Below are 23,001 nucleotides of genomic sequence, written 5' to 3'. Positions count from 1 at the left end.
GCCGGTCCACAAGCCGGCGGGCGGTCAGGCCTCGCTTTCCGCTTCCATCCGGTCCTTTGCGGGCGCTTTCGCGTCAGGGGGTTCCTCGGCAGGTTCGGCCTCTGCGGACGAAAACCGCACGATCTCGCTCTCGATCGCAAGCGCGCTCGCCGCCGCGGCGGCGGCTAACTTGTCGAGTTCGGGGAGCTGAAGGATCGTCCGCGCCGGCTCCGACGTCGCGGCCATCTTGATTCCGGCCTCGCTCAGCCGCCGGTGCAGGTCGAAATGCAGGTCGCTCTTGACCCGCGAGGATTTCTCGACGTCCTCGACATAGCACCAGAGTTCGAACTTGAAGCTCGACGCCTCCATGCCGAGAAACATCACCTGCGGCGCGGGGATGCGCAGCACGCCCTCCTGCGCGCGGGCGGCGGCGAGCATGATGTCGCGCATCCGCTCCGGATCGACGCCGGAGTGCGGCGACACGGCCACCTTGATGCGCCCCACCCTGTCGCCGCGCAGCCAGTTCTTCACGACCCCGGCGACCAGATTGGAGTTGGGAACGATCATCGTCGCCCGATCGAAGGTCTCGATTTCGGTCGACCGCACATTGATCCGCCGCACATAGCCCTGCTCGTCTCCGATCACCACCCAGTCGCCCACCCGCACGGCGCGCTCCCAGAGCAGGATCAGGCCGGAGACGAAATTGTTGACGATGTCCTTCAGCCCGAAGCCAATGCCGACAGAGAGCGCGCCAGCGACGATCGCGAGCCTCTCCACCCCGACGCCCAGGCTCGACATGGCGACCATCGCGGCGACGATGAACCCGGCGTAGCCGAGCGTCGCGTTGATCGAGCTGCGCAACCCAACATCGAGCTTCGTGAGCGGCAGCAGACGCGTGTCGAGCCAGCGGCGCAGCCCCTGTGCGGCGGCTATGATGACAAAGAAGAGCCCGAGCGCGGTGATGGCCGCGGAGGGCGAAATGGTGACGTCGCCGATCCTGAAGGAGAAGAAGGCGCTGCGGACATTGGCGAGAAGGTCGTTCGACTCGTAGCCGAGCGGCGCGAGGGCGATCAGAGTCGCGACGACCCATGCAAGAAGCGTGAGGACGCCGCCGAGCAAAACGCCGATCGGAGCCAGCTGGTCGCGCCGCACGCCGAGGCCGCTGACGAGGCTACGGCCGAGCAGGCCGTCTGGCGAAAAGGCGTGCTCCACCCCGCCTGATCCCAGCATGACGACGACATAGAGCGCGAAGGCGATCCCCGCCGTCCACCCGGCCTGGAGAATGACGAAATTCGCGAAAGTGACGTAGCCCATCGCGCAGGCGCCGACGACAACGGCGATCGCAAGGGCGAGGAGAATGCGCGTCAGCGCCAGCCAGTCGCGCCCCTCGCTCGTCACGGCCGCCCGCTCCTCTGCCGCAGCGGCTTCAGTCGACAGGGCCGCGACCGCCCAGCCGAGCAGACCCGCGATCGTCATGACGCCGAGTCCGCGGGTCACGATCACGAAGGGCAGGCCCGCCTGAACCGTCTCCTCGATCTGCTCGATCAGCCGAGTGATGGACAGAAAGACGGCCGCCATTGTCGCGAGGCGCACGAAAAGCCGGGCGAGGCGATCGCCGGGATCGATGACGCGCCAGGCCGGATGCGTCGGCGCGAAGACGGCCCGCGCCATGCCGTAAACGAGGGATACGCGCGCGATCGCCTCGAATATACGGCGCCAGACGGGCTCCAGCGTCGCGTCCAGCAGGTCGAAGCCCTCGAGCGCAACGCCGAGCGCGGCGGCAGCGGCGACAGGCGCGGCGGCGGCCACGAGAGCCGTCCATGCGGCCGCGGCCGCACGGCGCACGGGCGTGGGCGTCGCGCCGGAATGATCGCGGGCGAGGACTCGGCGCGCCAGCAGGAACGCGGGCGGCAACGCAAGGAGAATCGCCAGCGCGACCGCGATGAATTCGGGTCGATGACTCTCCAGGCGGCTGGCGAAATTCGCTCCCCGATCGGCGAGGAAGGACGCAGCCGCGTTGAACACGACCGGCGCGTCGGCGAGGGCCGCGCGCCACAGATCCGGCGAGAAAAGCCCGTCCGTGCGCAGGAAGAGCGTCCTGGCGAAAAGCGCTCGATGGCGCGCGACGATGGCCACCGACAGCTGCCGCGCCTCAAGCAGCATGGCGCGCGCGCGTTTGAGCGTCGCGTCGAGCGCGTCGTGCAGCTTGCGCTGCTCCTCGAGTTCGGCGTTCGCGCTCGCCTCGGCGGAATTGGCGCGCTCGTCGGCGGCGGGCGGCGGCTGGGATTTGGCTGCGTCAGGCTTCGCGTCGGCTGGCCTGGCCGCGGCGGGCGCGGGCCGCGCCGGCGGCAACGGAACCGATTTCGGCTGAACGGCCGGCGCGGGGGGCGGCGGCGGCGACGCCGGCTTCTCGGACTCGGCCGGTTTCGCCTCGGGCGGCGCCAATTCCTTCAGCCGCGCCTCGACAGCGGCGAGACGCGGCGCCAGCTGGTCGATGATGTCTTCGAGTTCATGCTTGAGCGGATCTATGCGCTCGCGCAGCTGGCGGAGGCTCCGGTCCGAAAGCCTGGGATCTTCGAGCGTTTTATGCGCGTCGTCGAGCGTCGCGCGCGCGCGGTCGAGACGGCTGTTAGCCTTGTCCAGCGTCGTCGCCGCCTCGTCGCCGCGCGACAGCGCCGGCGCGAAAAGGGCTAAAAACAGGACGAGAAGAAGCGTCAGTCTGCGCAAACCCGTTCGGCTCCCTTGAGGCAAACACGCGAGAAAGCGGCGAATCGCGTCAATCTTGGGGCAAGGCTACAGGTCGTCGCGATAGACATGCGAACGGCCCGCGCGATCCGCGATCCGCCAGCCGCCGGCGCCGTCGGGCTCGGCCCGGGAAACCGGCGTCTTGCCGTATCCGCCCGGGATGTCCAGAACATAGTTCGGCGTCCCGATCCCGGTCAGGCGGCGCAGAAGTTCGGCGTAGATGCGCCGCCCCTCCTCCAGCCGGACGCGGAAATGACCCGTGCCGGGCGCGAGATCCGGGTGATGCAGGTAGTAGGGCTTCACGTTCAGCGCCAGCAGGTCGCGCATCAGGCGTTCGAGCGTGTCGGCGTCGTCGTTCACGCCGGCGAGCAGCACGGTTTGCGACAGCAGGGTCGCGCCGGCCTCGCGCAGCCGCGCGATCGCCGCGCGTGCGGCGCCCGACAGTTCACGCGAATGATTGACGTGGAGCGCAACGTAAAGCGCCTTTCCGCTCTCGCGCAGGGCGGCGATCCGCTCCGGCGTCACGAGATCAGGCGCCGCCGTCGGCGCGCGCGTATGAACGCGGAGAACCGCGACATGCGGGACGCCCGAGAGACGGCGCGCGACGAGGGAGAGGCGGCGCGCCGCGAGCATCAGCGGGTCGCCTCCGGTCAGGATGACCTCAAAGATTTCCGGCCGCCCGGCGACGTAATCCAGCGCCGCCTCGACCTGCGCCGCGCCCAGAAGATCGCCCTTCCCCCGCCCGACCGTCTCGCGGCGGAAGCAGAATCGGCAGTAGACCGGGCAAACGGCCAGCAGCTTCAGCAATACCCGATCGGGATAGCGATGGACCACGCCCGGAACGGGACTATGCGCATCGTCGCCGATCGGATCGGCGCGCTCCTGCGGCAGCGTCACAAGCTCGCGCGCGTCGGGCAAGAATTGCCGGCCGATCGGGTCGTCAGGATTCCCGCGATGGACGAGCGCGGCGACCTCGGGCGTGACGGCGACGCTGTAGCGCGCCTCGACCGCGTCGAGCGCCTTTGCGCGCGCGTCGGAGACCAGTCCGGCGCCGACGAGGTCGGCGAGGCTATGCAGGGATTTGGAAGGCATTCGGCCGAATTAGTCCGGCGCCGGCGTCGCCGCAATGGCTTGACACCATCCTTATAGTCTATAAACTAGATATACTAATTCAGCGAGGACATGAACATGCGCGTGAGATTCGTCGACGACGGCCATATCCAATTTCCGGCGACGCCGCGGATCGGCGGGCAAGTCGGCTTTCCCGCGCGTGCGTCCGGATTCCTCGGCGAGGCCGGTGGTTTGGCGGCCCTGACGGCCTATCTGGAGGTTTTTGGCGCCGGCTGGCTCTGCGGCTTCATGGCGGGCGCGGGCCTCGCCGGCATCTTTCTGAATCACTGATCCCAGGATTTTTCAGCGAAAGGATCGAAGCCATGACCCCCAATTTGCCGGCAACCCGTTTCGACAAGCCGAAGGCCCCCCTGTTCGGCGGCGCACGTTTCGCCGCCCGTGTCGAGGCCCTGGGCCTTGGCGCCCTCATCGCCGCCACGGCCGGCGTCTTGCCGCTGGTGATGATGCTGCATCGTTGAGGCGCGGGTTCAGACGGCCGTTCCCTGCGCCGCCACGGGCGTCCACAACACCTGCTCGATACGCTCCGCGCCCGTCGCGAGCATGACCAGGCGGTCGAAGCCGAGCGCCACGCCGGAGGCGGGCGGCATTTCAGCGAGCGCCGCGAGAAAATCCTCGTCGATCGGGTAGCGTTCCCCGTAAACCATTTCTTTTTCAAACATTTGCGCCTCGAACCGCCGACGCTGCTCGGCGGGGTCGGTCAATTCGGCGAATCCGTTGGCGACCTCCACGCCGCAGACATAGAGCTCGAAACGGTCGGCAAAGCGCGGATCGTCTTCTCTCGCGCACGCCAGAGCCGCTTCGCTGACGGGGTAGTCCGTCAGGATCGTCGGCTGCCCGCCGCCGAGATGCTTCTCGACTTTCTCGGTCAATATCTTGCTGAAAATGTCCGACCAGCCGTCGTCCGCCGTCACCCGCACGCCGTCGCGCATCGCGGCGCGCGCCAGGCCCTCGCGGTCGCCGAGAAGCGGCTCGAGGTCGATGCTGGCGTGGGCCGCGAAGGCCTCGCAGACGGTGACGATCTCTGGCTCCGCGAAGGGATCGCAAATCCGCCCGCGCCAGGAAAAATCAGAAGCGCCCGCGGCGGTCGCAGCCGCCGCCATCAGACCCGCGCAATCTTCGTAAATCCGCAGGGTCGGCTCTCCGGCGCGGTACCACTCCAGCATGGTGAATTCCGGATGATGGAGGGCCGAGCGCTCCCGGTTGCGGAAAACCCTCGCCAGCGTGAAAATTCGCTCCTCTCCCCCGGCGAGCAGCTTCTTGCAGGCGAACTCCGGGGAGGTATGGAGAAAGAGGCGGCTGCGCTCGCCGTTTCCGGCGATCAGCTCGGTCGCAAAGGCCGACAGATGCGTCTCGTTCCCGGGCGAAACCTGCAGCGCGGCGGTCTCGACCTCCGTGAAGCCTTCAGCCGCGAAAAAACGCCGCGTCGCGGCGGCGATCGCGCCGCGCGCCTTGAGAAAAGGCTTGCGATCGGCGTAAACATCCCGTGCCCACCAGGGCGAAGCGCGCGTCATGAAGCCTCCCCGCGAGACGGAATTGCCGGCGCGCGCGAAATATGGTCTTACCCCCGTTCATAGACCGCCCGGCCGAGGCCGGCAATGAACGCGAGCCGGCGCGCCGGCAATGAAGGAACCGAACCTGTGAAAGTCATCGCCAGCTCGATTCGCAAGGGCAATATCATTGAGCGTGAAGACGGCCAGCTCTACGTCGTGCTGACGGCCGAAAGCTTCTTCCCCGGCAAGGGCACGCCGACGACGCAGATCGACATGCGCCGCCTCTCCGACGGCGTGAAGGTCTCCGACCGCTACAAGACCACCGAGCAGGTCGAGCGCGCCTTCGTCGAGGATCAGGACTTCAGCTACCTCTACAACGACGACGACGGCTACCATTTCATGAATCAGACCAGCTACGAGCAGGTCGCCGTGCCGGCGGACGTCATTGGCGATCAGGCGCAATGGCTCCAGGAGGGCATGCAGTGCATCCTCTCCATGTTCAACGGCCAGGCGGTGGCGATCCAGCTTCCCGCGCGCGTGACGCTCGAAATCGTCGAGACCGAGCCGGTCGTGAAGGGCCAGACGGCTTCTTCCTCCTACAAGCCCGCCAAGCTCTCCAACGGCGCCCGCGTCATGGTGCCGCCGCACATTCAGGCCGGCACGCGCGTCGTCATCCAGACGGAAGACGGCAGCTATGTCGAGCGCGCGAAGGACTGACGGCGGCCTGCGCTCCAACGCCTATAGACGCAGAAAGTCCCGTAGCTTTTTTTCCAGCGCGCCGGGGTCTTTCAGTTCGCATTCCCAAACGACGAGCGCGAGCCAGCCGCGCGCGGCGAGCGTCGCGCGATGCGCCGCGTCGCGCGCGACGTTTTTCGCGATCTTCGCGCGCCAGTAATCGGCGTTGGCCTTGGGGGCGCGCGCCCCCCGCGCGCAATCGTGCCCGTGCCAGAAACAGCCATGCACGAAGATCGCCCGCTTGCGGCCCGGATAAGCGATGTCGGGCTTGCCGGGAATGTCCTTGCGATGCAGCCGGTAGCCCGGCGCGAAGCCGCGCAGCAGCGCCCGCACCGCGAGTTCCGGCCCCGTATTGCGCGACTTGACGGCGCGCATGATGGCGGAGCGGCGCGCGGGGGATTCTTCGGAGTTCATATTTCCCGCCGACGCGGCGGAGCGGCGGCCCGGCGCGTCACGCCGCTTCCCTGACGCTGGACGACCGGAGCGTCGGCGCGATGAGATGCGCCGCAAGGTGCCGCACCACCGGCGCCGCAACCCCGTCCCCCGTCAGATGATAGGCCTCGTTGTAGCGCGCCGGCAGAATATACGCCTCCGGCAGGCCCATCAGCCGCGCGGTCTCGCGCGCCGACATCAGCCGCGAGCGCACCTCGCCATTTTCCACAATCAGCACGGATTGCCGGCTCGAGCCGCCCGCCGGCGTGCGCAGGCAACCGGCGAGGCCGTCGAAACGCGCTTCCGCGCGTTGGACCTTCTCGCCATTCTGGTAGCGCGTGCGGCGATAGAGCGCGCCGACCATCCGGCGGCCCGCGCCTTTCGCCGCCTCCACCTTCGCGAAATTGACCGCGCTCATCATGCCGAGCAGCGCCTGCGTCTCGGCGAGGCCATGCCATTTCACGCCGCAGGGCGCGTCCTCGATGATCTGCGCGAGCGTCGTATTGCGCGGCGGCGGCGCCGGCAGGCGCCACCACAGCCAGTTCGCGCGCAGGCTTACAGGCAGCCGCGCATGGGCCGACTGAAGGGCCTTCGTGTGGAAGGGCCCGCTAGCGCCCTGCCCCATCAATGACGGCGGGATCGCCACATCCTCCCGCGCCGCCACGACGAACAATCGCGGCCGCGATTGCGGCAGAAACAGCGCCGCGTCGATGACGAGCGCGCCGAATCTGTAGCCCCCGCCCGCCAGCGCCGCGCAGATCGACTCGAAGTCCTTCCCGCCATGCGAGGTCAGCGCGCCGCACACATTCTCGAGCACGATTGTCGCCGGCGCACGACCTTCTTTGCGCAACCCCTTCATCAACTCCCAGAACGGCCAGAACGTCCCCGAGCGCTCACCCTTCAGCCCCGCGCCGGCGCCCGCAAGCGAGAGATCCTGGCAGGGAAAGGACGCCCAGGCGAGATCGGCGCGGCCGGGAAGCTGCGCGGTCGTGAGCGTTGCGACGTCGCCGACATGCAGCGCCTCTCCGCCCCAGTTTAGGCGGTAGATCTCGGCTTTCCTGGCGTCGAAGTCATTGGCGAAGAGGCAGGTCCAGCCCGACCCGAGCCCCGCGCGCGCCATGCCGCCGCCGGCAAAGAACTCGTAATAGGTGGGTTTGCTGGCCATGCCCGACTCGCGCTTGCCATCGCAGTTTAGCCAATCGGCTCGGGATTCGCGAACGGCCCTCGCCGCGGCGCGCGCCATCGAGTTGTCGGCGTCAGTTCGCCGACACCACCATCACATGCACGATCGGCTTCTTGCCCCAGACGGAATTCACCGCGCCCCGCACCGAACGTTCGATGGCTGTCGACACCGTGTCGGGATCGCGACGGCGGGCGCGCGGCAGGCCCTCGAAGGTCGCGAATAGCGCCTCGTCGATCACCTCCCCCATCTCCTCGCCGAATTTCCCCCTCTTCGGCAGACCGGCGAAAACCACATCCGGATCGCCGACGAGTTCGCCCTTCTTGTCGACCGCGAGCGCAATGGACACGACGCCCGCAAAGGCGAGTTTGTTACGCTCGCGCACAGCGCCGTCGTCCTCGCGAACGACAACGTCGCCGTCCTTGAGCAAACGTCCGTGCGGCAACTGTTCGAGGATCCCCGGCGGTCCGGGCAGCAGCCGGACAAGATCGCCGTCGCGCGCCGAGACGACATGCTCCACGCCGCGCGACTTCGCAAAATCCACATGCTGCGCGAGATGATGCGCCTCGCCATGAACCGGGACGGCCGATTTCGGGCGCACCCATTCATACATCTGCGCCACCTCGCCGCGCCGCGGATGCCCGGAGCAGTGCACGAGATGGTCGTGGTCGGTGATGACTTCAACGCCGAGATTGCAGAGATTGTTGATGACCTTGTGCACCTCCCGCGCATTGCCCGGAATCGTGCGCGACGAGAAAATGACCCGGTCGCCGGCGGCCAGCTTGATCGACGGATGGTCGTTCTGTGAGGCCCGCATCATCGCGGCGCGCGGTTCGCCCTGGCTGCCCGTGGCGATGACCAGGGTCTTCTCGCGAGGCAGATTGGGCAGCAGGTCCGGAGAGTGAAAACCCGGCAGGCCGTCGAGATAGCCGCAGTCGCGCGCAACCTGAACGACCCTGTCGATGGCGCGGCCGGCCACGACGACCGTGCGTCCGCACGCCTGCGCCGCTTCTGCGATGGCGCGCAGCCGCGAGACATTGGAAGCGAAGGTCGTCACGATCACGCGCCCCGGCGCCTCGGCGATGAGCGGACGCAGCGCGCGCGCCACGTCGCTCTCGGAGAAACTGACGCCCTCACGCAGAATATTAGTCGAGTCGCAGATGAGAACATCGACGCCCTCGTCGCCGAGCGCGCGAAGCCGCGCCTCGTCGATCCGGTTGCCGACGCCGGGCTCAGGGTCGATCTTCCAGTCGCCGGTATGCAGCACGGTCCCGAGCGGCGTACGGATTGCCAATGCGTTCGCTTCCGGTATCGAATGCGCAACCGCCACATACTCCACCTTGAACGGATCGAGATTGAGCACAGCGCCGGCGCGCGCCGGCAAAATGTCGATCTTCGGCGCGCTGGGCTCGCCAAGACGCCGGACTTCGAGCAGTCCCGCCGCGAAAGGCGTAGCGTAAACCTTGCACTTGAGCTTCGGCCATAGCGTCGCCAGCGCGCCGATATGATCTTCATGCGCATGCGTGATGCAAATCGCGACGAGATCTTTGGCGATCCTTTCGACAAAGGCGATGTCGGGAAAAACGACGTCGATCCCCGGCAAATCCGTTCCCGGAAAGCCAAGACCGCAATCCACCATCAGCCATTTCCGCGACCTCGGCGGGCCATAGCCGTAAAGCGCGAGATTCATGCCGATCTCGCCAACGCCGCCAAAAGGCGCGAACACGAAATCTGTCTCCGGAGCAGCCGTCATGCGCGGCGCTCCTCGGCCGAACGCGGACCGATCAGCACGTCGCCAGCTTCGACAACCCGGCGCCCCGCCATCGTCATAAGGACGAGGCGACCCGAAGCGTCGATCGTCTCCATCCGGCCTTCGAGCGCTTCATTGGGCAGAATAACGCGAATATCGCGCCCGAGCCCGGCGGCTGCGCGCAGCCATTCTTCGCGGATTGCGGCGAAGCCCTCGTGCCCGCCCCACGCTCCGATCCCCTCGGCCATCGCATCCGAGAAATGCATAAAAAACCGCTCCGCCGATGGCGCTTCGCAACCAAGATCGCAGAGGGCGCGCGCGGCATAGGGAAGACCTTCCGGCGCCTGAGCGATATTGACGCCGACTCCGACGATCGCCACAGGCAAAGCCGCCGAGGTCACGCATTCCAGCAGTATGCCGCCGAGTTTGGCGCCGTCGAGCAACAGATCGTTCGGCCATTTGAGCGCGAAACCGTGGTCGCCCGCGCAAGCCCGTAACGCCCGAATGGCGGCGACGCCGGTTACGAAACCCAGTTCAGGCGCGTTACCGGCCTCCTGCAAATCGCCGAACACGAAACTCGCATGGAGATTTCCCTGAGACGAAACCCACTCCCGTCCTAGCCGACCGCGCCCTCTGGTCTGCCGGCGCGCAACGATCCAGAGCGGCCCACGCTCGCCGCTCTCGATCAAGCGTCGCGCCTCTTCATTGGTCGAGTCGACGTCATCCAGCGCAAGCAGACGAACGCCATGCGCGCGCGCAATCGGTCCTAGTTGCACGCGCGCATTCCCCTCAGAAAAGCGACTTTGCGGCTGCGGTCGCCGCATCCATGATCGGCGCGGGGTAAAGCCAGAAACCGAGCATGGAAAGCGTCGCCGCAGCGAGCACCGCCCGAACCGCGAGCGGCGAGCGATCGAAACCCGCCGCCGGCTCGTCGAAATACATCACCTTGACGACGCGCAGGTAATAGAACGCCGCGACAGCGGAGGCCAGCACGCCGATGACGGCAAGCGGATAAAGACCTGCATCGACCGCCGCCAGCAGGACATAGTATTTCGCAAAGAAGCCCGCGAGGGGCGGAATGCCCGCCAGCGAGAACATGAGCATCGCAAGGAAAAAGGCCATCAGCCCATTCGTGCGCGACAGGCCAGCGAGATCGGAGATATTCTCCACATTCTTGCCGTCGACGCGCATCGCCAGGATCGCGGCGAAAGAGCCGAGCGTCATCACCAGATAGATCGTGAGATAAATGACGACGCCCTTGACGCCTGCTTCATTGCCCGCCGCAAGGCCGATGAGCGCGAATCCCATGTGGCCGATGGAGGAATAGGCCATCAGTCGTTTGATGTTGGTCTGACCGATCGCCGCGAAGGAACCGAGCAGGGTCGAGGCGACCGCAAGGAAGACCAGGATCTGACGCCATTGGCTGGTGATCGCGGGAAACGCCGTGATCACGATGCGCGCCGTTATCGCGACCGCGGCCATCTTGGCGGCGGAAGCGAAGAACGCCGTGACGGGCGTGGGTGCGCCCTCGTACACGTCCGGCGTCCACATATGGAAGGGAGCCGCCGACATTTTGAACGCCAGACCCGCCAGCACGAAGACAAGGCCAAAGATCACGCCGATTGGCGGCTGTTCAGTGACTGCCCGGGCGATCCCATCGAACGAAACCGTGCCTGCGAAACCGTAAAGAAGCGACGAGCCGTAGAGCATCATGCCGGACGACAGCGCGCCGAGGACGAAATATTTCAAACCTGCTTCAGACGCCCGGCCGTCATCCCGCGCAAAGGCGGCCATCACGTAAAGCGCCAGCGACATTAGCTCGAGCCCGAGATAGAGCGCGATGAGATTATCCGCCGAGATCAGCAACATCATGCCGAGCGTCGACAGAATCACGAGCACCGGATACTCGAATTTCTCCAAGCCATTGCGCTGGAGCCAGTCCACCGACATCAGGATCGAGATCATCGCGCCGGCAAGCGTCAGGACCTTCACAAAGCGCGAAAAGGCGTCGTCCATGAACGCGCCGTCGAAAACAGCGACATCCACCTGCTTGCTGGACAGCACGATTGAGATAATCGCCAGTCCCAGGATGCCGACAGCCATTTCGTCGACGAGGCTGAACCCGCGTTCGCCGCGCCAGGCGCCGATCAGGATCAACGCCAGCACGCCAATGGCGAGGATGACCTCAGGAAGGAAATGTTGGCCGAGTTCTGCGAGGAAGGGCATTTCAGCAGTCCTTCATTGACCCGCGGCGGCGAGCTTCACCGCTTCGAGAAGGGCCGTATGGGATTGGATCAGGTTGTCGACCGAAGCCTGGGTGGCGCTGAGAATCTGGCCCGGCGCCACGCCGTAATAGATCGTCAGCGCGACGAGCGGCGCAAAGATGATCATTTCACGCGGCGTAAGGTCCATGATGTCCTTCAGGCTCGCCTTCTCCAGCGCCCCGAAGACCACGCGGCGATAAAGATAAAGTGCGTAGGCGGCGGAGAAGATCACGCCGCTCGTGGCGATGAGCGCAACCCAGCTATTCGCCCTGAAAGCGCCGGCGAGGGACAGGAATTCGCCGATGAAGCCCGTCGTGCCCGGCAGACCGACGTTCGCCATCGTGAACAACATGAAGACGAAGGCGTAGACGGGCATACGGTTCACGAGGCCGCCGTAGGCCGCGATCTCTCGCGTGTGCATCCGATCGTAGATGACGCCAACGCAAAGGAAGAGCGCGCCCGAGACGAAACCGTGCGAGATCATCTGGAACATCGCCCCCTGCACGCCCTGCGGATTCATCGTGAAAAGACCCATGGTCACGTAGCCCATGTGAGCGACGGACGAATAGGCGATGAGCTTCTTGATGTCCTCCTGCACGAGGGCGACGAGCGACGTATAGACGATCGCGATGACCGACATCGCATAGACGAGCGGCGCGAACGACGCAGACGCGTCCGGGAACATCGGGAGTGAGAACCGGATGAAGCCGTAGCCGCCCATTTTCAACAGGATGGCGGCAAGGATCACCGACCCTGCCGTCGGCGCCTCCACGTGCGCATCGGGCAACCAGGTATGCACCGGCCACATCGGCATCTTCACCGCGAAGGACGCGAAGAAGGCCAGCCACAGCCAGGTCTGCATTTCCTTCGGGAAGTCGGTCTTGAGCAGAACAGTGATGTCAGTCGTGTGCGCCTGATTATACATCGCGAGGATCGCAATGAGCATCAGGAGCGAGCCGGCGAGCGTGTAAAGGAAGAACTTGAAGCTCGCATAGACGCGCCGCTTGCCGCCCCAGATGCCAATGATCAGGAACATCGGAATGAGGCCGCCCTCGAAGAAAAGGTAGAAGAGGACGAGGTCAAGAGCGCAGAAGACGCCGATCATCAGCGTTTCGAGCACGAGGAAGGCGATGAAATATTCCTTCACGCGCTTCGTAACCGACTCGAAGGAGGCGACGATCGCGAAGGGCATGATGAAGGTTGTAAGCAGGACGAGCGGCATGGAGAAGCCGTCGACGCCCATCTTGTAGGTCAGGCCCGAGCCGAGCCAATTCTTCTCTTCCACGAACTGGAAGGCGGCGTTCGAGGGATCGAAGCCCATCCAGACATAGACCGACAGCGCAAAGGTCGCGAGCGTCGTGAAGAAACTTGCCCAACGGATGTTGCGGAGCGTCGCGTCGTCCTCGCCCCTCTGCGTCAGCAGGAAGGCGGCGCCGACAAGCGGAAGAAACGTAAGGCCGGTAAGAATGCCGAACCCGAACATTAGCGCAGCCCTCCGGCGACGTAATAGGTGATGATGGCCGCGACGCCGATCAGCATGGCGAAGGCGTAGTTATAGATGTAGCCCGTCTGGAGACGCACGGCGATCTTGGCGCCGTCCGCGACGCGCGCAGCCACGCCGTCGGGACCGAGCCCGTCGATAATCGCGCCGTCGCCGCCCTTCCAGAACAAACGCCCAATCGCGAAGGCGGGCTTCACGAAGATGGCGTCATAGAGCTCGTCGAAATACCACTTGTTGAGCAGGAACTGGTAGAGGCGCGGGAAAGCGCCCGCGATCTTCGGCGCCAGGCCCGGCTTCAGCACATAGACATAGAGCGACAGCAGGAAGCCCAGAACCATCATGCTGAAGGGCGCGAAGCCAACCCAGCTCGGGATCTCGTGCATCGCGTGCAGGATGTGGTTGTGCTCGCCAGTGAAGAGCGCGCCCTTCCAAAACTCGTCGTAAGCGTGGCCTGCAAAGTCCGGCTCGAAGACGAAGCCCGCGCCGATGGCGCCGACAGCGAGGACCGCCAGCGGGATCAGCATGACGAGCGGCGACTCGTGCGGCGTGTGATCGCCATGGCCATGGCTATGATCGTCATGCGCGTGATCGTCATGCTCATGGGCCGCATGCGCATCGTGACCGTGACCATGCTCCTTGCGCGTTCCAAAGAAGGTCATGAACACGAGGCGCCAAGAATAGAAAGAGGTGAAGCCGGCTGCGACGACGGTCGAGATGAAGCCGATCAGGGCCGCCGTGCTATGCGCGCTCGCCGTGTAAGCCGCTTCGATGATGCCGTCCTTCGAGAAGAAGCCGGCGAAGCCAATCTCCGTATGCGGGATGCCGACCCCTGTGAGGGCCAACGTGCCGATCGTCATCATCGCGAAAGTGAAGGGAATATCCTTCCGTAGTCCGCCCATGTTTCGCATGTCCTGCTCGTGATGCATCGCATGGATGACCGAGCCGGCGCCCAAAAAGAGCAGCGCCTTGAAGAAAGCGTGGGTGAAGAGATGAAACACGCCAAGGGAATAGGCGCCCACGCCTTCCGCCACGAACATGTAGCCAAGCTGCGAGCAGGTCGAATAGGCGATGACGCGCTTGATGTCGTTCTGAACGAGACCCACCGTGGCGGCGAAGAAGGCGGTCACTGCGCCAATGACGGTCACGAAGGCCGCTGCATGGGGGGCGTGTTCAAAGATAGGCGACAGACGGGCGACCATGAAGACGCCCGCGGTCACCATGGTGGCGGCGTGAATGAGGGCGGAAACCGGTGTAGGACCCTCCATCGCGTCCGGCAGCCAGGTATGCAGGAAGAACTGCGCCGACTTGCCCATCGCGCCGATGAACAGCAGGAAGGCCGCGATTTCCAGTGCGTCGACGTCCATGCCGAAAATGTGGATCGGCTTGCCCTCGAGGCCAGGCACTGCGGCGAAGACCTCATTGAAGGAGAGCGACTGCGTGAGTTGGAAGACGAGGAAGATGCCGAGCGCGAAGCCGAAATCGCCGACGCGATTGACTACGAAGGCCTTGATGGCGGCGGCGCAGGCCGACGCCTTTTCGTACCAGAAGCCGATCAAGAGGTAGGAAGCGAGACCGACGCCTTCCCAGCCGAAGAACATCTGCACCAGATTGTCGGCCGTCACCAGCATGAGCATGGCGAAGGTGAAGAGCGACAGATAGGCGAAGAAACGCGGCCGGGACGGATCTTCGTGCATATATCCGATCGAATAGAGATGCACGAGGCTCGAGACCGTCGTTACAACGACGAGCATGACCGCCGTAAGCGTGTCGACGCGTAGCGCCCAATCGACCTTCAGCGCGCCGACGGTCATCCAGTTGGCGAGCACCGGAGTGAAGCCGTGATTGTGGCCGAGCGCCACGTCGAAGAAAATTATCCACGACATGGCGGCCGACGCGAAAAGGAGCCCTGTCGTGACGAGCTCCGAAGGGCGCGGCCCGATCTTGCGCCCGAAGGCGCCCGCGATCAGGAAGCCGAGCAGCGGCAGGAAGACGATTGCCTGGATCATCGTGTGATCAGCCCTTCAGCGTATTGATGTCTTCGACCGCGATAGTGCCGCGGTTGCGATAGAAGGCGACGAGGATCGCGAGACCGATCGCCGCCTCGGCGGCCGCTACGGTGAGCACGAAAAGGGCGAACACCTGGCCGACGAGATCTCCGAGCGCCTGCGAGAAGGCGACGAAGTTGAGGTTCACCGACAAGAGGATCAACTCGACCGACATGAGAATGACGATGATATTCTTGCGGTTGAGGATGATCCCCGCGACGCCGAGCGTGAACAGGATCGCGGCGACGACGAGGTAATGAGTGAGGCCGATGGTCATGGACTTTCCTCGTTAAACGCCGGTCCGGAACGGAACTTTCTTCAATTCGACGACCGTCTTGGCCGTCCGGGCGTTCTGCTCTTCGATCTTCTGCCGCTTGACATTCGGCTTGTGATGCAGCGTCAGCACGATCGCGCCGATCATCGCGGTCAGCAATACCAGCGCCGAAGCCTGGAAGAAGATCACATATTTCGTATAGAGCACCTGGCCGAGCGCTGCGGTGTTCGAGATATTCGCGGCGATCGGGGTCTCGACGAGGTCCTTCGACGAAACAGACGGCTGCCATCCAAGCGCGACCATGCCGAGTTCCGCGAGAACGACCACGCCGACCGCCGCGCCGACAGGAAGATATTTCGTGAAGCCCTGTTTGAGCTCGGCGAAATCCACGTCGAGCATCATGACGACGAAGAGGAAAAGAACCGCAACCGCGCCGACATATACGACGATCAGGATCATCGCGAGAAATTCGGCGCCGGCAAGAAGGAAGAGCCCCGCGCCGTTGCAGAAGGCGAGGATGAGAAACAGCACCGAATGCACGGGATTGCGAGCGAAGATCACCACGCAGGCCGACGCGATCATGATCGTCGCGAAGATATAGAAAAATAAAGCCGCCACGGCTCTCATCCTCTCGTGAAGAGCGGGCGAATCCGTCGCCGCTCGTTTCAGTCATTTACCGGTAGGGCGAATCCAGCGCGATGTTGCGCGCGATTTCGCGTTCCCAGCGAGCGCCGTTCTCAAGGAGCTTTTCCTTGTTGTAGTAGAGCTCCTCGCGAGTCTCCGTCGCGAATTCCTGATTCGGCCCCTCGACGATCGCATCGACTGGGCACGCCTCTTGGCAGTAGCCGCAATAGATGCACTTCACCATATCGATGTCGTAGCGCGTGGTGCGGCGCGTACCGTCGTTGCGGCGCGGTCCGGCCTCGATCGTGATCGCCTGAGCGGGGCAGATCGCCTCGCATAGCTTGCACGCGATGCAGCGCTCCTCGCCATTTGGATAGCGACGCAGCGCGTGTTCCCCGCGGAAGCGCGGCGATTGCGGATTACGCTCGTGCGGATAGTTGATCGTCGCCTTCGGCTTGAAGAAATACCGCATCGACAGAAGGAAGGCGCCGACGAACTCCGACAAAAAAAGCGACTTTGCGGCTTGGTCCAGTCTCATGATAGCCCTCAGCTCGCGACTGCTCCGCCGCCAAACTGCAGCACGGCGGCGACGACGATGACCATGACGAGCGAGATCGGCAGGAACACTTTCCAACCGAGACGCATCAGCTGATCGTACCGGTAGCGCGGCACGAACGCCTTGACCATGGCGAAGAAGAAAAAGAAGAAGCTGACCTTCAGAATGAACCAGATCACGCCGGGAACCCAGGTAAAGGGCGGGATATTGGCGGGCGGAAGCCAGCCGCCGAAGAACAGAATGGTCAGCAGCGCGCACATGGTGCAGATCGCGACATATTCAGCGAGCATGAACAGCACATAGGGCGTCGCCGAATATTCGATCATGAAGCCTGCAACGAGCTCGGACTCGGCTTCGACGAGGTCGAACGGCGGGCGGTTCGTTTCAGCGAGCGCCGAAACGAAGAAGATGATGAACATCGGAAAAAGCCGCAGCCAATACCACCCTGCCATGCCATATGGCGTGTCCTGCGCCCTCACGATGTCGGTCAGGTTCAGCGATCCGGCGCAGAGCAGCACGGTAATAATGACGAAGCCGATCGACACTTCGTAAGACACCATCTGCGCCGCCGAGCGGAGCGCCGAGAGAAACGGATATTTGGAGTTAGACGCCCAGCCGCCCATGATCACGCCGTAGACCCCGAGCGACGACAGCGCGAAAATATAAAGAATGCCGACATTGATGTCGCTAACGACCCAGCCGTCGGAAACCGGCACCACGGCCCAGGCGGCGATGGAAAGAGTCGCCATGATGAACGGCGCGAACAGGAAGATGCCCTTATTCGCGGTGTCCGGGATAACGGGCTCCTTGATCGCGAATTTGATGAAGTCCGCGAAGCTCTGAAGAAGACCCCACGGCCCGACGACGTTCGGGCCGCGCCGCAATTGCACCGCCGCCCAGATCTTGCGGTCGGCGAGAATGACATAAGCGACATAGATCAAGAGCGCGACCGCGACGAGCACGCTCTTGACGATCGCGAGCAGAACAGGGCTTTCCGCCAGGTACGCAGTGATGGCGTTCATCCAGTCGGTCACGTTTGGGCTCCTATTCCGCCGCCTGCTTCAGCCGGCCCTGCGCAAGGGCCGAACATTCCGCCATGACCGCCGAGGCGCGCGCGATCGGATTGGTGAGATAGAAATCGCCGACCGCCGGAACGAACGCGTCCTTCATGGCGACGGCGGGATGGGTTGCCAGTCGAGCGATGTCGCTCGCATCGCTTCTCTCGATCTGGTCGATGCGGCCGAAATGCGGATGCGCCGCGACGAGCTTGCGGCGCAACTCCGACAAGGAGTCGAAGGGCAGCGGTTGTCCGATCGCAGCCGACAAGGCGCGTAGTATCGCCCAGTCCTCGCGAGCGTCGCCAGGCGGGAAGACGACGCGCGAAGCGAGTTGGACGCGCCCCTCGGTGTTCACATAGAGACCTGACTTCTCCGTATAGGCGGCCCCTGGCAGGATCACGTCGGCGCGATGCGCCCCGCGATCGCCATGCGTTCCGATGTAGACGACGAAGGCGCCCGGCTCGATCGCAATCTCGTCCGCGCCAAGGGCGAAGACGAGGTCCATCGCCCCGGCCTTCGCCATGTGGAGGGCGCCCAAGCCATCGCGCGCCGGCGTGAAACCAAGGTCGAGCGCGCCCACGCGCGCCGCGGCCGTGTGCAAAATGGAAAAGCCGTTCCAGCCGTCGTGAAGTCCGCCGAGCTTTTGCGCCGCGAGCGCGGACAGCGCCAGAATGGCGTCGCCATCGGGACGCGACACGGCGCCCTGTCCGACGATCACGAGGAGCTTCCCGGCCGGCCTCCCTTCCTGAACAAACCGAAGGAGCGAGTCGGGACCCGCGCCAAGATAATCGTATTCGTAGGTCAGCTCGGCCTTCTCGCCCACGAGGGAAATCTTAAAATCGCCCCGCAACCAGCGCTTGCGAATTCGGGCGTTGAGCACCGGCGATTCCTTGCGCGGATTGGAGCCGACGATGAGCAGCGCGTCGGCTTCGTCGATCCCGGCGATCGTCGCATTGAAGAGATAGGACGCGCGGCCGAATTTGGGATCGAGCTGCGCGCCATCCTGGCGGCAATCGAGATTGGGCGACCCCAGTTGCTGCATCAGCAGCTTGAGCGCGAAAATTTCTTCGACCGCGGCAAGGTCGCCGACGATCGCGCCCGTGCGCGCGGGCGCTGTCGCCTTGCGCTTGGCGGCGATGCGCTCGAAGGCCTCCTGCCAGGTCGCGGGCCGCAAACGGCCATTGTCGCGCACATAGGGGCGATCGAGACGCTGAGTTTTCAGGCCGTCGACGATCTGACGCGTCTTGTCCGAAATCCATTCCTCGTTCACCGCGTCATTCACGCGCGGAAGAATGCGGATGACCTCGCGGCCGCGTGAGTCGACGCGGATCGCCGAACCCAGCGCGTCCATGACGTCGATCGTCTCGGTCTTCTGATACTCCCACGGGCGCGCGCGGAAATTCTGCGGCTTGGGCAGAAGCGCGCCGACCGGGCAAAGATCCGCCACGCAGCCCTGAAGCTCCGACGTCATCGCGCTTTCAAGATAGGTCGTGATCTCCATATCCTCGCCGCGGCCGATGGCGCCCATGTCGCCGGTGCCGGCGACTTCGGCCGTGAACCGGACGCAGCGCGTGCAATGGATGCAGCGGGTCATCTCGGTCTTTACGAGAGGGCCGATGTATTTGTCCTCGACCGCGCGCTTGTTCTCGTGAAAACGAGAGGAATCGCCCCCGAAGGCCAGCGCCTGGTCCTGCAGGTCGCACTCGCCGCCCTGATCGCAGATCGGACAGTCCAGCGGATGGTTGACGAGCAGAAACTCCATCACGCCTTCGCGCGCCTTTTTCACCATCGGCGACTTGGTGAGAACTTCCGGCGGCGCGCCGTTCGGGCCCGGACGCAGATCCTTCACAGACATGGCGCAAGAAGCCTGCGGCTTGGGAGGTCCGCCCTTCACCTCTACGAGGCACATGCGGCAATTGCCGGCGATCGACAGGCGCTCATGGTAGCAGAAGCGCGGAACCTCGGCGCCCGCCTCCTCGCACGCCTGCAGGAGCGTGTATTCCGGCGGCACGTCCACTTCGACGCCATCGACGAGAATCTTGGTCACTTCGCTCTCTCCGAAGTCGTAACGCGCATGTTCATGGTCATTCAGCAGCCTCGCGCAACGGCTCCGGGTGCGGGTTCGCCGTGTATTGATCGATCCGCTGCTCGATCACGTCGCGGAAATGGGTGATGAGGCCCTGGATCGGCCACGCGGCGGCGTCGCCGAGCGCGCAAATGGTGTGGCCCTCGATCTGCTTCGACACGTCAAAAAGCATGTCGATTTCTCGTCTGTGCGCGCGGCCTTCGACCATGCGCTGCACGACGCGATACATCCAGCCGGTGCCCTCGCGGCAGGGCGTGCACTGACCGCAGCTCTCGTGCTTGTAGAAATAGGCGAGGCGGGCGATGGCGCGGATGATGTCGGTGGATTTGTCCATCACGATCACGGCCGCCGTGCCGAGGCCCGAGCCGAGCTTGACCAGACTGTCGAAGTCCATCGGGCAATCGATGATCTGATGCGCCGGCACGCAGCGCACCGACGAGCCGCCCGGAATGACCGCGAGCAGATTGTCCCAGCCGCCGCGGACGCCGCCGCAATGCGTGTCGATCAGTTCGCGGAACGAAATGGACATCGCCTCTTCGACATTGCACGGCCTGTTGACGTGGCCGGAAATCGAAAAAAGCTTCGTGCCAGTGTTGTTCGGCTTGCCGATCCCCGCGAACCACCCGGCGCCGCGACGCAGGATCGTCGGAACGACGGCTATGGACTCGACGTTGTTCACGGTCGTCGGGCACCCATAGAGGCCAACGTTCGCGGGGAACGGCGGCTTCAGGCGCGGCATGCCCTTCTTGCCTTCGAGGCTCTCGATGAGAGCCGTCTCTTCGCCGCAGATATAGGCGCCGGCGCCGTGATGCACGTAGAGATCGAAGGGATAGCCGTGGACATTGTTCTTGCCGATGAGGTTCGCCTCATAGGCTTCGTCCACCGCCTTCTGCAGCGCGATGCGCTCCGCAATGAACTCGCCGCGAACGTAAATGTAGCAGGCGTGCGCGCCCATGGCGAAGCTCGCGACCATTGCGCCCTCGACCAGCGTATGCGGGTCGTTGCGCATGATCTCGCGGTCCTTGCAGGTGCCCGGCTCGGATTCATCCGCGTTGATGACGAGGTAATGCGGCCGCTTGGGATCGACCTCCTTTGGCATGAAGGACCATTTCAGGCCGGTCGAGAATCCGGCCCCGCCGCGTCCGCGAAGGCCCGAGGCCTTCACTTCCTCGATGATCTTGTCGCGGCCCTTGGCGAGCAGCGCCTTGGTGTTGTCCCACTGGCCGCGCGCCCGCGCGCCCGCGAGCGAACGGTCGCCGAGGCCGTAGAGATTGGTGAAAATGCGATCGGAATCGGAGAGCATGGTTTTCTTTCCCTCCGCTTATTTCTTGCCGTAAAGCGAGGTGAGGCTGGTCAGCGCTCCCTCGGGCTCCGAGGATGCGCGCCCTTTCTGCGAGCCGGTTTTCACCGGCCGCCCGGCGGCGAGATCGTCGAGCAATTTCTCAAAGTTCTCAGCTGTGAGATCCTCGTAATAATCGTCGTTGATCTGCACCATGGGCGCGTTGCAGCAGGCGCCGAGGCATTCGACCTCAAGCCAGGAGAACAGGCCGTCCGCCGTGACCTTGCGCTGGGGGCCGACGCGGCGCTCCAGCACCTTGATGAGATCGTCGGAGCCGCACAACATGCAGGGCGTCGTGCCGCAGAGCTGAATGTAATACTTGCCGACCGGTTCGAGGTTGAACATTGTATAGAAGGTCGCGACCTCGAGAACGCGGATCTTCGGCATGCCAAGCAATTCCGCGACCTTCTCGATCGCAGCCTTCGGCAGCCAGTAATTGTTCTGTTTCTGCGCCTGCCACAGGGCCGGCACGACTGCGGAGGCCTGACGGCCGTCCGGATATTTGGCGATCTGCTTTTCGAGCCACGCCATATTCTCGGGCGTGAATTCGAAGCTCTCGGGCTGCTGCTCGGCGAGACGACGGACGGACATTAGCGATCGACCTCCCCGAAGACGATATCGAGCGAGCCAAGGATCGCCGAGACGTCGGCGAGCATGTGGCCCTTGCACAGGAAATCCATGGACGAAAGATGCGCAAAGCCCGGCGCGCGAATCTTGCAGCGGTAGGGTTTGTCGCCGCCATCCGACACGAGATAGACGCCGAATTCGCCCTTCGGCGCCTCGACCGCGGCGTAGACCTCCCCGGCCGGCACGTGGAAGCCCTCGGTGAAGAGCTTGAAGTGGTGGATGAGCGCTTCCATGGAGCGCTTCATCTCCCCGCGCGACGGTTGGGTGATCTTGTGGTTCGGCGTCAGCACCGGGCCGCGGCCGTCGGCGCGCATCAGCTTTTCGACGCACTGCCTCATGATGTACGTCGACTGGCGCATCTCTTCCATGCGGATCACGGCGCGGTCGTAGCAATCGCCATTCTTGCCGACGGGGATGTCGAACTCCATCTCCTCGTAGCATTCGTAGGGCTGGGCCTTGCGCAGATCCCAGGCCGCGCCGGAGCCGCGGACCATGACTCCCGAAAAGCCCCATTTCCACGCGTCCTCCAGCGAGATCACGCCGATGTCGACGTTGCGCTGCTTGAAGATGCGGTTTTCGATGAACAGCCCTTCGAGATCGTCGCAGACTTTCAGGAACGGATCGCAGAAGGCGCCGATGTCCTCGACCAGCTGATCGGGCAGATCGCGCGCGACGCCGCCGGGGCGAAAATAATTGGCGTGCATGCGCGCGCCGGACGCGCGCTCATAGAACACCATCAGCTTCTCGCGCTCTTCATAGCCCCACAGCGGCGGGGTGAGCGCGCCGACGTCCATCGCCTGCGAGGTGACGTTCAGAAGATGCGACAGCAGACGGCCAATTTCCGCGTAAAGGACGCGGATGAGCTGGCCGCGGCGCGGAACCTCCACGCCGAGCAGCCGCTCGATCGCCAGACAGAAGGCGTGTTCCTGATTCATCGGCGCGCAATAGTCGAGCCGATCGAAATAGGGCACGTTCTGAAGATAGGTGCGCGCCTCCATCAGCTTCTCCGTGCCGCGATGGAGGAAGCCGACATGCGGATCGACGCGCTCGACGACTTCGCCGTCGAGTTCCAGAATCAGGCGCAAAACGCCGTGCGCCGCCGGGTGCTGCGGGCCGAAATTGATGTTGAAGTTGCGCATACCCTGGGAGTCGGGCTTGGCGGGGGCGATGGTTTGGTCGTTCATC

Annotated in this window: 21 protein-coding genes; 3 read left to right on the top strand and 18 right to left on the bottom strand. The window is 64.2% G+C overall.

The features are described from left to right. Nucleotides 1–24 precede the first annotated feature (24 nt). Together ACV959_RS06455 and ACV959_RS06450 are read right to left on the bottom strand one after the other, a co-directional pair. Nucleotides 25–2,706, bottom strand: a complete 2,682-nt coding sequence (locus ACV959_RS06455; protein ID WP_475739075.1) for a DUF3772 domain-containing protein — start codon at nt 2,704–2,706, stop codon at nt 25–27. Nucleotides 2,707–2,772: 66 nt separating this feature from the next. Further along, entirely contained in the window at nt 2,773–3,816 is a 1,044-nt protein-coding gene (locus ACV959_RS06450) for a lysine-2,3-aminomutase-like protein (protein WP_475739074.1), read from the bottom strand. 96 nt (nt 3,817–3,912) lie between these two features. On the opposite strand from ACV959_RS06450, the gene ACV959_RS06445 reads away from it, so the two are divergent. Together ACV959_RS06445 and ACV959_RS06440 are read left to right on the top strand one after the other, a co-directional pair. Next, nucleotides 3,913–4,125, top strand: a complete 213-nt coding sequence (locus tag ACV959_RS06445; RefSeq protein ID WP_475739073.1) for a hypothetical protein — start codon at nt 3,913–3,915, stop codon at nt 4,123–4,125. A gap of 32 nt (nt 4,126–4,157) precedes the next feature. Then, nucleotides 4,158–4,313: a hypothetical protein gene (locus ACV959_RS06440; protein WP_475739072.1), complete on the top strand. Its 156-nt coding sequence runs from the start codon at nt 4,158–4,160 to the stop codon at nt 4,311–4,313. A 9-nt stretch (nt 4,314–4,322) separates the two neighbouring features. On the opposite strand, the gene epmA is transcribed toward ACV959_RS06440, so the two are convergent. Next, entirely contained in the window at nt 4,323–5,366 is a 1,044-nt protein-coding gene (gene epmA / locus ACV959_RS06435) for an EF-P lysine aminoacylase EpmA (protein WP_475739071.1), read from the bottom strand. Nucleotides 5,367–5,450: 84 nt separating this feature from the next. Here epmA and efp point away from each other — a divergent pair, with 84 nt between their 5' ends. Next, nucleotides 5,451–6,062, top strand: a complete 612-nt coding sequence (gene efp / locus ACV959_RS06430) for an elongation factor P (protein ID WP_475739070.1) — start codon at nt 5,451–5,453, stop codon at nt 6,060–6,062. A 21-nt stretch (nt 6,063–6,083) separates the two neighbouring features. Here efp and ACV959_RS06425 read toward each other — a convergent pair whose 3' ends face one another. From ACV959_RS06425 to ACV959_RS06355, 15 genes are all read right to left on the bottom strand, one after another. Then, complete coding sequence (locus ACV959_RS06425) at nt 6,084–6,494, bottom strand: very short patch repair endonuclease (protein ID WP_475739069.1); 411 nt, start codon at nt 6,492–6,494, stop codon at nt 6,084–6,086. Nucleotides 6,495–6,531: 37 nt separating this feature from the next. Then, nucleotides 6,532–7,677 carry a DNA cytosine methyltransferase gene (locus ACV959_RS06420; RefSeq protein WP_475739068.1) on the bottom strand — a complete coding sequence of 382 codons (1,146 nt, stop codon included), beginning with the start codon at nt 7,675–7,677 and terminating at the stop codon, nt 6,532–6,534. A 91-nt stretch (nt 7,678–7,768) separates the two neighbouring features. Continuing rightward, entirely contained in the window at nt 7,769–9,445 is a 1,677-nt protein-coding gene (locus tag ACV959_RS06415) for a ribonuclease J (protein ID WP_475739067.1), read from the bottom strand. Further along, complete coding sequence (locus ACV959_RS06410) at nt 9,442–10,218, bottom strand: biotin--[acetyl-CoA-carboxylase] ligase (RefSeq protein WP_475739066.1); 777 nt, start codon at nt 10,216–10,218, stop codon at nt 9,442–9,444. The genes ACV959_RS06415 and ACV959_RS06410 overlap by 4 nt, the downstream gene beginning before the upstream one ends. Before the next feature lie 13 nt (nt 10,219–10,231). Next, a complete protein-coding gene (gene nuoN / locus ACV959_RS06405) occupies nt 10,232–11,668 on the bottom strand; it encodes an NADH-quinone oxidoreductase subunit NuoN (RefSeq protein WP_475739065.1) in 1,437 nt (478 codons plus the stop codon). Nucleotides 11,669–11,680: 12 nt separating this feature from the next. Continuing rightward, nucleotides 11,681–13,189 carry an NADH-quinone oxidoreductase subunit M gene (locus ACV959_RS06400; protein ID WP_475739064.1) on the bottom strand — a complete coding sequence of 503 codons (1,509 nt, stop codon included), beginning with the start codon at nt 13,187–13,189 and terminating at the stop codon, nt 11,681–11,683. Then, nucleotides 13,189–15,213 (bottom strand): NADH-quinone oxidoreductase subunit L, encoded by a 2,025-nt coding sequence (gene nuoL / locus ACV959_RS06395; RefSeq protein WP_475739063.1) that lies wholly within the window; start codon nt 15,211–15,213, stop codon nt 13,189–13,191. Before nuoL ends, ACV959_RS06400 begins: the two co-directional genes overlap by 1 nt. Before the next feature lie 7 nt (nt 15,214–15,220). Then, complete coding sequence (nuoK, locus tag ACV959_RS06390; protein ID WP_475739062.1) at nt 15,221–15,529, bottom strand: NADH-quinone oxidoreductase subunit NuoK; 309 nt, start codon at nt 15,527–15,529, stop codon at nt 15,221–15,223. A gap of 12 nt (nt 15,530–15,541) precedes the next feature. After that, on the bottom strand, nt 15,542–16,153 hold the full coding sequence (locus tag ACV959_RS06385) for an NADH-quinone oxidoreductase subunit J (protein WP_475739061.1): 612 nt from the start codon (nt 16,151–16,153) through the stop codon (nt 15,542–15,544). A 46-nt stretch (nt 16,154–16,199) separates the two neighbouring features. Beyond that, a complete protein-coding gene (gene nuoI / locus ACV959_RS06380; RefSeq protein ID WP_475739060.1) occupies nt 16,200–16,688 on the bottom strand; it encodes an NADH-quinone oxidoreductase subunit NuoI in 489 nt (162 codons plus the stop codon). Between the two features lie 8 nt (nt 16,689–16,696). Further along, nucleotides 16,697–17,728 (bottom strand): NADH-quinone oxidoreductase subunit NuoH, encoded by a 1,032-nt coding sequence (gene nuoH / locus ACV959_RS06375; RefSeq protein ID WP_475739602.1) that lies wholly within the window; start codon nt 17,726–17,728, stop codon nt 16,697–16,699. Nucleotides 17,729–17,750: 22 nt separating this feature from the next. Next, complete coding sequence (nuoG, locus tag ACV959_RS06370; RefSeq protein WP_475739059.1) at nt 17,751–19,811, bottom strand: NADH-quinone oxidoreductase subunit NuoG; 2,061 nt, start codon at nt 19,809–19,811, stop codon at nt 17,751–17,753. Between the two features lie 37 nt (nt 19,812–19,848). Then, nucleotides 19,849–21,153, bottom strand: coding sequence for an NADH-quinone oxidoreductase subunit NuoF (gene nuoF, locus ACV959_RS06365; RefSeq protein ID WP_475739058.1), 1,305 nt, complete (start codon nt 21,151–21,153; stop codon nt 19,849–19,851). Nucleotides 21,154–21,171: 18 nt separating this feature from the next. Beyond that, nucleotides 21,172–21,780: an NADH-quinone oxidoreductase subunit NuoE gene (gene nuoE, locus ACV959_RS06360; protein ID WP_475739057.1), complete on the bottom strand. Its 609-nt coding sequence runs from the start codon at nt 21,778–21,780 to the stop codon at nt 21,172–21,174. Next, nucleotides 21,780–23,000: an NADH-quinone oxidoreductase subunit D gene (locus ACV959_RS06355; protein ID WP_475739056.1), complete on the bottom strand. Its 1,221-nt coding sequence runs from the start codon at nt 22,998–23,000 to the stop codon at nt 21,780–21,782. Before ACV959_RS06355 ends, nuoE begins: the two co-directional genes overlap by 1 nt. Between the last annotated feature and the right edge of the window lies 1 nt (nt 23,001).

It is taken from the genome of Methylocystis sp. Se48 (genome assembly GCF_056269425.1).
This window is presented reverse-complemented; position numbering and strand designations above follow the sequence as displayed.

Excerpts from the sequence above, each read along its gene's own strand:
- ACV959_RS06450 (WP_475739074.1), bottom strand. The coding sequence starts at position 3,816 with ATGCCTTCCAAATCCCTGCATAGCCTCGCCGACCTCGTCGGCGCCGGA.
- ACV959_RS06445 (WP_475739073.1), top strand. The coding sequence starts at position 3,913 with ATGCGCGTGAGATTCGTCGACGACGGCCATATCCAATTTCCGGCGACG.
- ACV959_RS06440 (WP_475739072.1), top strand. The coding sequence starts at position 4,158 with ATGACCCCCAATTTGCCGGCAACCCGTTTCGACAAGCCGAAGGCCCCC.
- epmA (WP_475739071.1), bottom strand. The coding sequence starts at position 5,366 with ATGACGCGCGCTTCGCCCTGGTGGGCACGGGATGTTTACGCCGATCGC.
- efp (WP_475739070.1), top strand. The coding sequence starts at position 5,451 with ATGAACGCGAGCCGGCGCGCCGGCAATGAAGGAACCGAACCTGTGAAA.
- ACV959_RS06425 (WP_475739069.1), bottom strand. The coding sequence starts at position 6,494 with ATGAACTCCGAAGAATCCCCCGCGCGCCGCTCCGCCATCATGCGCGCC.
- ACV959_RS06420 (WP_475739068.1), bottom strand. The coding sequence starts at position 7,677 with ATGGCCAGCAAACCCACCTATTACGAGTTCTTTGCCGGCGGCGGCATG.
- ACV959_RS06415 (WP_475739067.1), bottom strand. The coding sequence starts at position 9,445 with ATGACGGCTGCTCCGGAGACAGATTTCGTGTTCGCGCCTTTTGGCGGC.
- nuoN (WP_475739065.1), bottom strand. The coding sequence starts at position 11,668 with ATGCCCTTCCTCGCAGAACTCGGCCAACATTTCCTTCCTGAGGTCATC.
- ACV959_RS06400 (WP_475739064.1), bottom strand. The coding sequence starts at position 13,189 with ATGTTCGGGTTCGGCATTCTTACCGGCCTTACGTTTCTTCCGCTTGTC.
- nuoL (WP_475739063.1), bottom strand. The coding sequence starts at position 15,213 with ATGATCCAGGCAATCGTCTTCCTGCCGCTGCTCGGCTTCCTGATCGCG.
- nuoK (WP_475739062.1), bottom strand. The coding sequence starts at position 15,529 with ATGACCATCGGCCTCACTCATTACCTCGTCGTCGCCGCGATCCTGTTC.
- ACV959_RS06385 (WP_475739061.1), bottom strand. The coding sequence starts at position 16,153 with ATGAGAGCCGTGGCGGCTTTATTTTTCTATATCTTCGCGACGATCATG.
- nuoI (WP_475739060.1), bottom strand. The coding sequence starts at position 16,688 with ATGAGACTGGACCAAGCCGCAAAGTCGCTTTTTTTGTCGGAGTTCGTC.
- nuoH (WP_475739602.1), bottom strand. The coding sequence starts at position 17,728 with ATGAACGCCATCACTGCGTACCTGGCGGAAAGCCCTGTTCTGCTCGCG.
- nuoF (WP_475739058.1), bottom strand. The coding sequence starts at position 21,153 with ATGCTCTCCGATTCCGATCGCATTTTCACCAATCTCTACGGCCTCGGC.
- nuoE (WP_475739057.1), bottom strand. The coding sequence starts at position 21,780 with ATGTCCGTCCGTCGTCTCGCCGAGCAGCAGCCCGAGAGCTTCGAATTC.
- ACV959_RS06355 (WP_475739056.1), bottom strand. The coding sequence starts at position 23,000 with ATGAACGACCAAACCATCGCCCCCGCCAAGCCCGACTCCCAGGGTATG.